13 protein-coding genes are annotated in these 13,243 nt (G+C 70.4%); 1 reads left to right on the top strand and 12 read right to left on the bottom strand.

Annotation, left to right across the window (positions count from 1 at the left end):
* Window positions 1-43 precede the first annotated feature (43 nt).
* From A3CU_RS0114260 to dacB, 8 genes are all read right to left on the bottom strand, one after another.
* A complete protein-coding gene (locus A3CU_RS0114260; protein WP_027942864.1) occupies window positions 44-841 on the bottom strand; it encodes an ESX secretion-associated protein EspG in 798 nt (265 codons plus the stop codon).
* Window positions 838-1,641, bottom strand: coding sequence for an ESX secretion-associated protein EspG (locus A3CU_RS0114255; RefSeq protein ID WP_027942863.1), 804 nt, complete (start codon window positions 1,639-1,641; stop codon window positions 838-840). The genes A3CU_RS0114260 and A3CU_RS0114255 overlap by 4 nt, the downstream gene beginning before the upstream one ends.
* Before the next feature lie 83 nt (window positions 1,642-1,724).
* Window positions 1,725-3,080 carry a hypothetical protein gene (locus A3CU_RS0114250; protein ID WP_043841111.1) on the bottom strand — a complete coding sequence of 452 codons (1,356 nt, stop codon included), beginning with the start codon at window positions 3,078-3,080 and terminating at the stop codon, window positions 1,725-1,727.
* Window positions 3,081-3,085: 5 nt separating this feature from the next.
* Window positions 3,086-3,457 carry a hypothetical protein gene (locus A3CU_RS0114245; RefSeq protein WP_027942861.1) on the bottom strand — a complete coding sequence of 124 codons (372 nt, stop codon included), beginning with the start codon at window positions 3,455-3,457 and terminating at the stop codon, window positions 3,086-3,088.
* Between the two features lie 123 nt (window positions 3,458-3,580).
* Window positions 3,581-4,135 (bottom strand): hypoxanthine phosphoribosyltransferase, encoded by a 555-nt coding sequence (gene hpt / locus A3CU_RS0114240; RefSeq protein WP_027942860.1) that lies wholly within the window; start codon window positions 4,133-4,135, stop codon window positions 3,581-3,583.
* A 3-nt stretch (window positions 4,136-4,138) separates the two neighbouring features.
* Window positions 4,139-5,122: a tRNA lysidine(34) synthetase TilS gene (gene tilS / locus A3CU_RS0114235; protein WP_043841109.1), complete on the bottom strand. Its 984-nt coding sequence runs from the start codon at window positions 5,120-5,122 to the stop codon at window positions 4,139-4,141.
* A complete protein-coding gene (locus A3CU_RS0114230) occupies window positions 5,119-6,201 on the bottom strand; it encodes a zinc-dependent metalloprotease (RefSeq protein WP_245617073.1) in 1,083 nt (360 codons plus the stop codon). Before A3CU_RS0114230 ends, tilS begins: the two co-directional genes overlap by 4 nt.
* A 64-nt stretch (window positions 6,202-6,265) precedes the next feature.
* Window positions 6,266-8,389, bottom strand: a complete 2,124-nt coding sequence (gene dacB, locus A3CU_RS0114225) for a D-alanyl-D-alanine carboxypeptidase/D-alanyl-D-alanine endopeptidase (protein WP_027942857.1) — start codon at window positions 8,387-8,389, stop codon at window positions 6,266-6,268.
* 161 nt (window positions 8,390-8,550) lie between these two features.
* On the opposite strand from dacB, the gene A3CU_RS0114220 reads away from it, so the two are divergent.
* The gene (locus A3CU_RS0114220) at window positions 8,551-9,066 is read left to right on the top strand and encodes an inorganic diphosphatase (RefSeq protein ID WP_027942856.1); all 516 of its coding nucleotides are present in this window, start codon (window positions 8,551-8,553) and stop codon (window positions 9,064-9,066) included.
* A 135-nt stretch (window positions 9,067-9,201) separates the two neighbouring features.
* On the opposite strand, the gene A3CU_RS0114215 is transcribed toward A3CU_RS0114220, so the two are convergent.
* The 4 genes from A3CU_RS0114215 to A3CU_RS0114200 form a co-directional block, all read right to left on the bottom strand.
* Window positions 9,202-10,470 (bottom strand): serine hydroxymethyltransferase, encoded by a 1,269-nt coding sequence (locus tag A3CU_RS0114215; protein WP_027942855.1) that lies wholly within the window; start codon window positions 10,468-10,470, stop codon window positions 9,202-9,204.
* A gap of 172 nt (window positions 10,471-10,642) precedes the next feature.
* A complete protein-coding gene (locus tag A3CU_RS0114210) occupies window positions 10,643-11,071 on the bottom strand; it encodes an uL11 family ribosomal protein (RefSeq protein WP_027942854.1) in 429 nt (142 codons plus the stop codon).
* A gap of 42 nt (window positions 11,072-11,113) precedes the next feature.
* Window positions 11,114-11,632, bottom strand: a complete 519-nt coding sequence (locus A3CU_RS0114205) for a gamma carbonic anhydrase family protein (protein ID WP_027942853.1) — start codon at window positions 11,630-11,632, stop codon at window positions 11,114-11,116.
* 85 nt (window positions 11,633-11,717) lie between these two features.
* Window positions 11,718-13,226, bottom strand: coding sequence for a carboxylesterase/lipase family protein (locus A3CU_RS0114200; RefSeq protein ID WP_027942852.1), 1,509 nt, complete (start codon window positions 13,224-13,226; stop codon window positions 11,718-11,720).
* Window positions 13,227-13,243 lie beyond the last annotated feature (17 nt).

The following is a 13,243-nucleotide window of genomic DNA, read 5'->3' as shown; positions in this document are numbered from 1 at the left end:
TCTCCGGCTGGTCAACGCCCGATCAAGGCCGCGGGTTCCCGGGCTATAGCGCGGCGACCATTTCGCCCAGCCGGCTGCGGAGGGTCTTGGCGTCCGCAGGCGACACGGTGATCCACTCGCGGCCGTCCGCACCCGGCCTGGACAGGCTCAAATAGCGTCCGGTCGCGGTGTCGAACCAGGCCAGCACGGGCGACCTCCGGCGCAGGCCCAAGTCGTCGCGGCTGTTCGCGGCGAGCTGACCGCCACGAAGCCGTGGCTGCCCGGTCAACCTGGCATATGACTCGCGTGGATCGGTGATCCGCTCCGACAGCGAGCCCCGGCGGCGACGGCCCCCGTCGGCCGGCGCGTCCGCGGCCGGCACCGGCACCCGGTTCGGCGGAATGCGCAGCGCCTCGTCGACGGGGAGTGTGATTGACGCCTCAGTTCCCCGCGTTCCGGCCGGCAACAGCTCGACCACCGCGGAGGCCAGTCCCTCGGCGAAGACCGGCCGCAACCAGATGCCATCGGCATCCTGGACGGCGACCACCCCGTTCTCGCCGTCCGCGGCGGCGAGGATGCCCACCGGCGGTTTCTGGAACTCGGGGATGTGCAGCGCGTCGATGGTGACCGAACCCCGAGCCAGCAACTGGACCCATTCCTCGATGCGCGGTTCGAGGCGTCCAGCCTGGTCGCGCAGGCCACGGGCACTGAACTCGACGTTGACGCGCTGGCGCAGCACCGCACGCTCGTCCTCGGTCGCACCGTGTGAGCGCACCCGCAACGGGTACGGCAACTCACCGAGACCGGCCGCCTCCCACAGGAAGTCGAAGGCGAGTGGGGTGAAGTACTCCTGGCCGTTCACCAGGCGCCTCCGGGAGCCGTTTCGCGATCCGCCACACCTGCGAGCATCTCACTCAGGCGATGCCGCAGGGTCGCCGCGTCCGCCGGCGCGACGGTGATCCAGTCGCGGCCGTCGTGGCCGCTGCTGGCCTGCGTGAGATAGCGCCCGGACTCGGTGTCGAACCAGCTCAGCACCGGCGAACGCGTCTTGCCGCCCATCCGGTTGCGGGCATTGGCTCCGAGCTGGCCGCCCCGCAACCGCGGCTGGGCCTGTAGCCGCGCCAGCGTCTTGCGGTCGTCGTCGGCGTTCACCCGCCCGGTCCCCGCGGGTGGGCGCCGCTGCAGGAAGTCCGCCCCGGTGCCGCCGACCAGCTCCGCCAGCGGCACCGTGATCGACTTCTCCGAACCGCGGGGAGCCGGTGGGAACAGCGAAATGATCGCGCTGGCCAGCCCGTCCGGCGGGATCGGCTGGAAGTGGAAGCCACGCTCGTCCTGCACGGCGAGGAGTCCGTTGCCGCCCAGAGCCGAGGCCACGGCGAGCAGCGGCTTGGACCCAGGCTCGCCCAGATGCACCGAATCCAGGCTCACCTCGGGGGTGGCCAGCGTCTCGAAGATGTCCTCGACATGCGGTTCCGGACGCCCTCGGCCGTCCGCCACGCCACGCTGGGCCAGCCCCGCGAGAACCTGCCCCCGCAGTTGCGCCCGCTCGTCGACGGTGGCCCCGTGCGAGCGCAACCGCAGCGGGTAGGGCAGTTCGCCCGCCCCGAAGGACTCCCACAGAAAATCCAACTCCAGCGGAGTAAGCAGTTCCGCTCGTGTCATCGGTTCCCTCCTGCCGCGACCGAGCGCCCCTGGACGGGCCGAGCTCGAATCAGCCTCCTGCTGTGCTGGTCCTGGGCACGCACTCAGTCCTCGTCGTCCCAGGCGCCGATCACCGGCGGCGGGGTCGCCGTGCCCGCTCCGAACGCGGCATCCGGGTCGGCCTCGATGAGGAAGGACGCACGGGTGTGCTCCTTGTCCTCCTCGCGCTGGCCGCCGGCCATGCCACCCATTCCGCCCATTCCAGCGGCGGGCGGCGGCGTGTTCTGCGCGTTGCCGATCGTGCCCTGGGCGTTCATCAGGGGCTGGTTCTGCGCCGGCCCGTGCAGCTGCTCGGCTTCCTGGACGCTCGCGGCGTCGGTGGCGTCGGCGGCCTTCTTCGCGCCGGACTTGTTGCCGCGGCCGAGCACCGCCTTGCCGGCCACCGCGGCCAGGCCCGCGCCCGCGACCCCGAGCCCGATCCCCAGCGCCGAGGAGCCTCCGCCGCCGGCGGAGGAAGTGGGCACCGGCGAGGCGCCGTGCGTGCCGTGGGCCGCCGCGGGGCCACCGTGTGCCGCCGCGGGGGCGCCCGCGGCACCCGGAACGCCGGGCTGGCCGGCTCCGCCGAACTGCCCGCCGAGCGCCCCGGGGGCCGCACCGTGGCCACCGGCCACGTCACCACCCGCGTAACCGACGCCGATCGGACCGGCCGAGCCGGCGCCGTACGCGCCGACAACACCGCTCACGCCCCCCACCGAGGAAGCCCGCGTGACGCTGATGCTGCCGCTGGCCGGCAGCCCGAGGGAGTCGGGGCCGAAGCTCGGCGTGGTTCCGTCCACTTCGGACATTGCCTGGGTGTAGGCATTGAAGTACTGGACCTGCTGCGCGTGCACCGCGTCGGCCTCGTCGGCCTGCTTCTTCATATCCGCGACCATCGCGGCCGGGCCACCGGCCAGCATGGCGGCGGTCTGCTGCGCCGGGTCGAAGTCCTTGGGCGCCGGCATCTTCTTGACCTCTGCCGCGGCGGCGGCCTGCTGCGCCAGCCGGGAGGACATGGTGTGCGCGGCGTCACCGGCCTGCTTGCTGGAGTTGGCGATGCCGACCAGCGCGCCCTGCGCGGACCCGGCACCTCGGCCGACCCAGACGTTACCCAGCTCGCTGATCGCGTTGTAGAGATCGTTGGCGGCCTGGTGCAGCTCCTCGCCGTGCGACCGCCACAGCTGCCCGGTGGCCTCGGCGCTGGCCGGATCGTTGTTCTGGGTCGCGCCGCGGTAGAGCTGGTCGCTCTGCTGGGACGCCCAGTTCGGCGGGTTGCCGATGACGCGATCGGAGCCGTAGTCGAACCCGCCCGCGGAATTACGGGCCTGCCGGACGAGTGCGTCGCTCTCGCCGTTGTCTCCCAATGGCACGTCCGACTGCGTGTTCGGCTGACGGGACGGCCTGGGGTCGCTTGTGTACTCCATCTGGATCAGACCTCCCGGTTACCGGAAAGCGCGTCGGAGGCGTCCTGCTCCATCCGGTGGTAGTGGTTCATCGCCGCGACGATGGCCTGCTCGGCCTGTTCGTACTGGGTGTAGAGGTTCTGCAGCGCCTGGGCGTAGGAGTCACCACCGCCGTCCGCGCGCTCTGCGAACTTGGTCGCGATCGCGTCGCCCACCGGGTTCGCCCCCAGCTTCGGCGGCTCGGCCAGAGAGCCCGCGTTGCGCAGCAGGTTCTCGACCGAATCCTTGCCAGTGCGGATCTTCTTCAGCACGGCCTGCGCGGCGTCGGGGTCCACCCCCAGCTGGCCATTCACGGCGGCGGCACGGAAGGCCGCGGCATCCGCGTTGCTGTTCCCCATCGGTTCACTCCCCTGGCCCAAGTCAGCGCTTTCGCTGCTGTAGTTCGCATAGGTTAACGCACTCGCACCAGCCATAGGACGGCTTTCACCGGCTTCGGGTTCCCGGTTTTTCCTGGTATGCGGTCAGGAGCTGTAGACGTGCGGATCCAGCGTCCCGATGTAGGGCAGGTCGCGGTAGCGCTCGGCATAGTCCAGCCCGTATCCCACGACGAATTCGTTGGGAATATCGAAACCGACGTACCGGACCGAAACGTCGACCTTCACCGCCTCCGGCTTCCGCAGCAACGAGCAGACCTGCAGCGACGCCGGGTTGCGGCTGGCCAGATTCTTCAACAGCCAGGACAGCGTGAGCCCGGAGTCGACGATGTCCTCGACGATGAGCACGTGCCGGCCGGCGATGTCCCGGTCGAGGTCCTTGAGGATGCGCACGACTCCCGACGAGGAAGTGGCCGAACCGTAAGAGGAAACGGCCATGAACTCCAGTTGAGCGGGCATCGGCAGCGCACGGGCGAAGTCGGTCATGAACATGACCGCGCCCTTGAGCACGCCGACCAGCAGGAGGTCTCCGGTCACACCCTCCCGGTCGTAGTCGGCCACGACCTCCTTGGCGAGTTCGGCAATCTTGTCCTGAATCTGCTGCTCGGTAACGAGCACGGAGGCGATCTCGCCTTCGTACACCGGTCATTCCCCTTTTGGTTCTGGTTTTGGTTCTGGTTCGCGACAGTTCACCGCAAGCCTGCCACGTGCCCGGTCGACCACCAAGCTCCCGGGCAGCCAAACGCCACCCTGACCGCGCCAGTCGCCCACCAGCGCGTCGACCGACCGCAGGTGGCCATCGGTCAGATCGCGCGCCCCGGCGTCCAGCAACCACCGGCGCAGCACCCGGCGGCGCAGCGCGGCCGGCTCGCCGGCCAGCACCTCGGTGCGCAGCCGAGCCCCGTCGCGAGCCCTGGCCAGCAAACCCGCGGCGAGGAAATCCAGGGTTTCCAGGTCTTCACGCACCTGAGCGGCGGTGCGGGCCAGCGCGGCGGACACTCCGCCGTTGAGCACCTCCTCCAGCAACGGCAACACCGCGGTGCGCAGCCGCACCCGCGTGAACCGGGAGTCGGCGTTGTGCGGGTCCTCCCAGGGCTCGACCCCGAGTTCCTCGCAGGCCTGGCGAGTCACCGAGCGCGGCACCTGAAGCAGCGGCCTGCCCCACGGCGGATCCAGCGGCTTCATCCCGGCCATTGACCGGGGTCCGGAACCGCGGCCGAGCCCGAGTAGCACGGTCTCGGCCTGATCGTCACGGGTATGGCCGAGCAGGCAAACGGAGTCCGGTCCGGACAGCGCACTGCGCAGCGCGGCGTAGCGGGCGCGGCGTGCGGCGGCTTCGACCCCGCCAGGCCCGGTGACGTCGACGGCGAGCACCTCGGCGGTGTCCGCACCGAGCTTGCGCGCGAGCCCCGCGGCCTCGGCCGCGACCCGGGCCGAACCCTCCTGGAGCCGGTGGTCCACGACCAGCGCCCGAACCGGCATGCCGAGCCGGTGACCCACATGGGCGGTGGCCTCGGTGAGGGCGAGCGAGTCGGCCCCGCCGGACACGGCGACGTTCAGCTCATCGAATCGCACGGGCTCGAGGAACTCCCGCACGGCCCGTCGCACCCGCGCGACCGCCCCCTTCACCTGTGGACGCGCCGGACCCAGGCATCCGGATCGGCGATCTCGGCCCGCGAGGGCAACGTGTTCGGCGAGGTCCACACCGCGTTGAAGCCGTCCATCCCGACCCGGTCCACGACGTGGCGGGTGAACGCGGCGCCCTGTGCGTACTGGCGGATCTTCGCGTCCACCCCCAGCACGCTGCGCAGGAACCGGTCCAGCAGGCCGCCGCCCTTGCGCCGCTGGGTGAACCGGGCGCGGATGATCTCCACGGCGGGCACCACGGACGGCCCCACCGCGTCCATCACGTAGTCGGCATGGCCTTCCAGCAGAGTGGACAGCGCCAGCAGCCGGTCGAACACCTCGCGCTGTTGCGGGGAACGCAGCAGCTGACCGAGCGCCACCACACCGTCCGCCTTGTTGCGCCGCGCTTCCCGCACCGCGTCCGGGATGCGGCCGAGCAGTTCGGTGACGCCGTCGAGGTCGCCGCTGGAGAGTCCGCTCACCAGGCGTTCCACCTCGTCGGCGAAGTACTCCTTGAGCCAGCCGACCGCGGTGAACTGCAGGCGGTGCGTGCTCTCGTGCAGGCACACCCACATCCGGAAGTCGCGGCCCGGCACGTCCAGCGCCTGCTGCGCGGTCACCACGTTCGGCGCGACCAGCAGCAGCCGCCCCGTCCCGTCCGCGCCGAACGGGTCGTACTGCCCGAGCACGCGGGAGGCGAGGAAGGCGAGCACCACCCCGGTCTGCACCCCGGCGGTGCCGGCGAGCAGCGGGCCGAACGGGTTGGCCGGAAGCGACTTCAGGGCCCGTCCGGTCAGCGCGTCGAGCCCGGTCGCGGCCGACCGCACCCAGCCCGGCCGGTCGACGACGTCACCGGGCAGCAGCGGCAACCCGGCACCCAGACCGGTCAGGTCACGGACATGGGCCTCGGCGTCGGGGGTCAGCTCCCGCAGCTCGGTCACCGCCAGATGGGCCTCCTCGCGCGACACCACGGGCCCGCCGCGGACCAGGAAGGCGCCGGTCGCCGCGGCCAGCGACCAGTCGATGACCGGCCGCCCGGTCTCCTGCGGCACATCCGCGCCCGGCTCGTTCACGGTGCTCACCTACCTGACGCTACCTGGCCTTTTCGGCGCTGTCTTCCGCTGCCCGCGGCCGCTCTACAGCAGGTCAACGACAGCCGCAGCCGCGTAGTGCCGCCGTCACCGCGTCGAGTGCGGGCCGGCCGCTCGTGCTGTCGGAGCCGTTGGACATCAGAGCGAACGAGAGCACCCGGCCGTCGACGTCCAGCACCACGCCGGCGAGCGTGTTGACGCCGTCCAGCGTCCCCGTCTTCGCCCGTACCCAGCCCTTGCCCGCCGAGGACGCGGCATCGTGGTACCGGCTGTCCAGGGTGCCGCTGCCGCCGGCCACGGGCAGGCCCTCCAGCAACGGCCGGAGCTTCGCGGTGCGCTGGTCCGTCCCGTCGGGAGCGGCCGCCACGCCGAGCAACTGGGCGAGCAGCCGTGCCGGGACCTTGTTCAAGTTGGATATTCCGCTGGAGTCCCGCAGTTGCATTCCGGTGATGTCGAAACCGTTCTGGGACAACACGTTCATCGCAGCCTGAGCGGCCCCGTCGAAAGTCGCCGGAGCACCGGCCGCGATCGCCGTCTGCCGCCCGAGCATTTCGGCGAGGGTGTCGTCGGAGATCTCGATCGTGGTGTTGATCAGCTCGGTCAACGGAGCCGAGCGCACCTCGCCGAGCACCTTCGCGGTCTTCGCCGCCGTGGTCGTGCCCGCCGGGCTGGCGCCCAGCCGCCGCGCGAACTCCTGGAGCAGTTTGCCCGCAGGGTCGCCGATCCGCGGCGAGTGCTCATTGGCCGGATCGGTCATCCCGCCGTCCAGCATGCCGGGCGTGATGGGGGCGGCGAACGTGGACGGCGCGTCCCCCGGCGCCCAGCCCGCCGCGGTCTGCGGGCCACTGTAGAGCGACAGATCGATCTGCACCTTGCGGACAGCGCCGCCCGTCGCCTTCTTGACCTGCGACACGAGATCGTCGAGGTGCGCGGCGCCGGAGTAGATCGACTTCTGCCCGGCCGGCAGCGCGGACAGGGTCGGGTCACCGCCCGCGACGAGGATCACCGTGTCCGGCGATGAGCCCGCCACCACCTTGGTGCTCAACTGCTGGCCGTGGTCGAGGGTGAGCAGCGCGGCCGCCATGGTGAGGATCTTGGTTGTGGACGCGGGCGTAAGCGGCTGCGTACCGTTCTGGTCCCACAGCATCGTGCCGGTGGCCGGATCGACGACGGCACCGGTCAGCGTGCCCAGCGCCGGGTTGCCGGCCGGACCGGCCACCGCGCCGGCGATGCCGGAGTTCGTCGGGGTCGGAGCCGACGAGTTGGGCGCCTTGAGAGCAAGATTCACCGGCATGGGCTGCGGAGAGTCACCCTTGGGCACGTTCGGTGCCCAAGGCAGGCCCAGCCGGTTCGACACATACGGCAGCGCGGCCGCCACACCGAGCACGACAACGAGTAACAGCGCGGCCCCACTGAGGATCAGCCCACGTCTCCGCCGGCGCGGCGGGGACGTCTCGGGCGGCGCTTGCTCGTCAGCGACAACCTCCGCGGTCGCCGCGATGGCGGCGGGAACCTCCGCGGTCGCTTCGATGCGCATCGGCTCGGCGTGCGCCGCCGAGGCCGGTGGGATCGGGCGCGACGGCGGTGGCTGGGGCGGCTGCGCCGGTCGCGGTGGCCAGACCGGTGGTGGCTGCGGAGACTGGAACACCGGCCGAGGCGCCTGCTCCGGCCGGTTCTGGGTCTGCGCGTTCCGGGTCTGAGCAGGCGGCTGAGGCTCGGGGCGCGCCGGGGGCCGCACCCACATGGTTGCCGACTCCGCCGACTGAGGCAGGTAGGCCGTCTCCTGCTCGGCCTGCCGGTTCTGCGGGTGCTCGGTCTGCCGGTTCTCCGGGTGCTCGGCCGACTGGTTCTGTGGGCGCCCGGCCTGCCGGTTCTCCGGGAGCCCGGCCGGCTGGGGCTGCGGGCGCTCGGCCGGCCGGTTCTGCGGCTGCGCGCGCGGCTGGGACTCGGGCGGGCTCGCCGGTCGGGCCGGACGTGGCACCCACACGGTTCCCGGCTCCGGCAACCGAGACGAAACCGGCAGGTTGGCCGTCTCCTGCTCGGCCGGCCGGTCCGGCTTCTCCGGGCCATCCCGCTCCTCCAGCACCGGAAGATGTGCGGTCTTTCCCCCTTCACCTGGCGTGTCCGAGTCATCCGATGGCCACAGCGGCTCTCCGGGCTCCTGCTCGTGCGGCGGCACGCACCCCTCCTACCTGGTGTCGACGGCCAAGGGGGCAAGGTCACAGTTGTCAGTGCGACATCAGTGCGACTGCCCAGCGGCGCGTGGTCCACACTAGTGAAGTCAAGTAAGTGACACAGTTAGCCGCACGTGCGGCGGGAAAAGACGAGGTCAGCAAGGCCGTGGAGTTCGACGCCACCATCGAGATCCCCAAAGGGGAACGCAACAAGTACGAAGTGGACCACGAAACGGGACGGATCCGCCTGGACCGCACCCTGTTCACGGCCACCCAATACCCCGCCGACTACGGCTTCATCGACGACACGCTCGGCCAGGACGGCGATCCGCTGGACGTGCTGGTGCTGGTGCAGGAACCGACCTTCCCCGGCTGCCTGATCCGGTGCCGGGCCATCGGCATGTTCCGGATGACCGACGAGAAGGGGCCGGACGACAAGGTGCTCGCCGTGCCGGCGGCGGATCCGCGCCTGGAACACCTGCGCGACATCCACCACCTCAACGAGTTCCACAAGCTGGAGATCCAGCACTTCTTCGAGGTCTACAAGGACCTGGAGCCCGCGAAGAGCGTCGAGGGCTCGATGTGGGTGGGCCGGATGGAGGCCGAGGCCGAGATCAAGCGCGCCTACGATCGCGAGGCGGAGCGGCTCGCCGCGGCGACCGCCGGCACGTCCGCGCCCTGATTACGAAGCGGGAACGGTTCTGGGCATGAGTGACCCGTTCATGCCGCATTTCGACAGTAACGGGTCACTCATACCGACCCGTGTGGCCTTCTCGCCGGCGCGATACCGGCGAGAAGGCGACACGGGCAGCGCAAGCTACGGCCGGAAGCCCGGGATCGGGTAAGCGGCAAGCAGGTCACGAACCTCGCCGGCGATCTTGGCGAGCGCGGGCTCGTCCTCGTCGATGGCGGCGGAGATGCTGCGATCGATCCACTCCGCGATCTGCGGCTGGTGCTCCGGGGTCAGGCCGCGGGTGGTGATGGCGGCCGTGCCGAGCCGGATGCCGGACGGATCGAACGGCTTGCGCGGGTCGAACGGCACCGTGTTGTAGTTCAGTTCGATGCCGGCGCGGTCCAGCGCCTGCGCCGCCGGCTTGCCACCGATCTGCTTGCTGGTCAGGTCGACCAGCAGCAGGTGGTTGTCCGTGCCGCCGGAGACCAGATCGAAGCCGCGTTCGAGCAGCGCGGCGGCCAGCGCCTTCGCGTTGGCCACGATCGCGTGCGCGTAGTCGCGGAACTCCGGCTTGGCGGCTTCGCCGAGGGCCACCGCGATGGCCGCCGTGGTGTGGTTGTGCGGGCCGCCCTGAAGGCCGGGGAACACCGCCTTGTCCACCGCCTTGGCGTGCTCCGCGTCGCTGAGGATCATCGCACCGCGCGGGCCGCGCAGGGTCTTGTGCGTGGTGGTGGTGATCACCGGCGCGTGCCCGACCGGCGAGGGGTGCGCGCCGCCGGCGATCAGGCCCGCGATGTGCGCGATGTCGGCGACGAGCACCGCGTCGACCTCGCGCGCGATCTCCGCGAAGGCCGGGAAGTCGATCGTGCGCGGGATGGCCGTGCCACCCGCGAAGATCAGCTTCGGCCGGTGCTCCAGCGCCAGGTCACGGACCTGGTCGAGGTCGACACGGCCGGTTTCCTTGCGGACGCCGTAACGTACCGCGTTGAACCACTTACCGGTCGCCGACACCGTCCAGCCGTGGGTGAGGTGGCCGCCGTCGGGCAGCGCCATGCCGAGCACGGTGTCGCCGGGACTGGCGAAGGCCAGGTACGCGGCGAGGTTCGCCGGCGAGCCGGAGTAGGGCTGGACGTTGGCGTGGTCGACTCCGAAGACGGACTTCGCCCGGTCGATCGCGATCCGCTCGATCGGATCGATGTACTGCTGGCCTTCGTAGTACCGCTTACCGGCGTAGCCCTCGGAGTACTTGTTCGTCAGGACCGTGCCGGTGGCCTCGAGCACGGACTGCGAGACGTAGTTCTCCGAGGCGATCAAGCGGATCTTCTCGGCCTGGCGGCGGGCCTCGCCCTCGACCAGTCCGGCGATCTCGGGATCGGCCGCGGTGAGGGTCGGGATGGTGGGCTGGTGCGTCATGTTCCTAACTCCTGACACGGCCGCACCCAGGCGCGCGGTGCCGGCCTCGTCGGTCGCTCCCCGGTGGTGCTCCACCTCGGTGGCGCCAGTCGCTGCTACGGATCCCGATGTTAGTGCACGTGGGGCCGCTGCGATGCCGGCTGTGGGGCGCGGGACACACCGCGCTGACGCCTCAGTCCTTCACTCGCACCCCCATCGACCGCGCGGTTCCCGCGATGATGCGGACGGCGGCTTCGAGATCGGTGGTGTTGAGGTCGGGAAGCTTCCGTTCGGCGATCTCACTCAGCTGGGCGCGGCTCAGCACACCCGCCTCGTCGTGCCCGGGCCGGCCGGACCCCTTGCCACCCAACGCCTTCTTGATCAGAAAGGCGGTGGGCGGCGTCTTCAGCCGCAGTTCGAACGAGCGGTCCTCGAACACCGAGACCACCGCCGGCACAATGTCGCCGCGCTGGTTCGCGGTGGCGGCATCGTAGGCCCGCTTGACCTCGACGAGGTTGACCCCGGTCTGACCGAGCATCTTGCCCAGGTCCACCACCGGAGCGTCGCCGGCGGCGAGCTGCAGGGTGGCCTGGAACGTCCTTTTCTTCGCTTTGCCTGGCACCCGGAAGACGCTAGGAACTCCAGTTACTGGAGAGTCAACGCGTTACACGGGCTTTGTGCCATCCCGGTGGCGCCGGGCGAGCTGCTGGTAGATCTCGGCGTTGTGGTCGATCCAGGCGCGAGCGGAGTCGCTGAGCGGCACGAACTTCTTCGCCGGGTTGCCCAGCGCGATCACCTCGGCCGGCACCTCCGCGTTGGGAGCGACCGTGGCACCGGCCGCGATCAGCGCGCGCGACCCGATCTTCGCCTGGTCCAGCACCGTGGCCCCGTTGCCGATCAGGGCCTGCTCACCGACCGTGCAGTCGTGCACCAGGCACATGTGCCCGACGGTTACGTTGCGGCCCACCTCGCACACGCCGTCGCCAACGTGGATCACCGAGTTGTCCTGGATGTTGGCACCTTCCCGGATCACGATCTTGCCGAAGTCGGCGCGCACCACCGCGCCGTACCAGATCGAGACGTCCTTTTCGACGACGACGTCGCCGATGAGGGTGGCGGTGGGGGCGATCCAGGCATCCGGGTGCACGGTCGGGCTCACGCCCTCGAAGGAGAACAGAGGCATACCGCAAGCCTAGGGACTGTTTTGAACTCCTTTTGACGACCCACCGCAAGCGGCTCCCCGCTTGTGCCGCGTGCCGGCGTTCTGGTCAAGCAGGTCGGCCTGACCAGAACGCGCAGTGATGGTTGGCGGCGAAGTCCACCTCGCCGATCCGGTCCAAGCCGAGGGAAAGCACCTTCCCGCCGGAGTACCGTGGCCACCCCGGATTCCCGGTCTTCGCGAACGTGACCCAGAATTTGATCAGATTGTCGGAAAGCGCATTCGCCGGACCGAACAGGTAGGGCAGCTCACCCGAGTGCTCGGCGCCCAGGTCGAAGCCGTCCGTACGGTGACCGTCATCCTGCGCGAACTCGTAGGCGTAGACGTCGGTGGTCTGGCCGGCTACCTCGTCGGTCTGCAGCGCCGCGCAGGAGCCGACCTTCGCACCCCAGTCGGTGAGCAACGTGGCCAGCGCGATGCCGGGGCTCGGGTAGCGATCGAGCGGGTACTCGGCGAGCACCGCGGGCGCGTCAGCGCCGAACACCTGGCCCACGACCTGCGGGTATTGCTCGGCCGTCAGCGGGTTTCCTCGCTTGTCGTACTCGTCGGCGACGAAGGAGCGCAACTCGTCGCGCGTGGTGCCCTGAATGACCGGAATCCCCTTGGCCGCGCCCTGCCGCAACGCGTCGATCGGTTGCACCGGGAGGACGGCGGTGCCGGCAACCGGTACCCAGGGCATGTCACGCAGGCGGCCAAGCGGAGTCGACACCTGTTCCTGGTCGACGACGACCACGTCGCTCACCGGTTTCGACCGCAGACAGGCGATATCGGCGCAGCCGAGCGTGCTCGCCCACTGCGCGGCGCGATCGCGGGCCACCTCAGCGGTGACGACCAGGTCCGCACAGGGTCCACTTTGGATGATCGCCTTGTGGAACAAGCCGTGCGCCTGCGGCGAAGCGAGCTGGGTGCACACGCTGAACGCACCCGCGGACTGGCCGAACAACGTGACGTTCTGCGGGTCTCCGCCGAAGGCCTCGACGTTGTCCCGGACCCAGCGCAGCGCAGCCTGCTGATCGGCCAGCCCGAAGTCCCCGGCCGCCGGGTCGTCGCCGTCCAGCAGGAATCCCAGCGCCCCCAGCCGGTAGTTCACCGTGACCACGACGACGCCCTGTTGGACCAAACGTGTCGTGTCGTAGTCGCTCCCGTTGCCGGAAACGAAGCCGCCGCCGTGGACCCACACCATGACCGGTCGCCGGACGCTCGTGTCGGCCGGCGCGTTCACGTTGAGGTACAAGCAGTCCTCGCTGCCGAGCAGCCCACCGCCCCCGTCCGGTTGGGCGCACGAACTGCCGGCCCGGGTGGCGTCCCGTATGCCGTCCCACTCCGGCGGCGGCGCGGGCGCACGCCAGCGCAGGTCGCCCACCGGCGGTGCGGCGTAAGGGATTCCGGAAAACGTGCGGTGATCACCCGCGACGACCCCGCGAAGCATCCCCTGCCGGGTTTGGACGATGTCCCCCCGTGGCGTGGCCGCCGCTCCCGGACCGCACGCGCTGACGATGGCCAGCAATGCGACCACGGCGAGCAACAGCGTCGTCTTTTCCCCAGACCCGTTTCGCATGGTGCGGACATGATGGC

Origin of the sequence: Amycolatopsis taiwanensis DSM 45107 (genome assembly GCF_000519205.1) — a bacterium.
Taxonomy (GTDB): Bacteria; Actinomycetota; Actinomycetes; order Mycobacteriales; family Pseudonocardiaceae; genus Amycolatopsis_E; species Amycolatopsis_E taiwanensis.
Note: the sequence above shows the minus strand (reverse complement) of the source record. Positions and strands in the feature narration are given on the sequence as shown.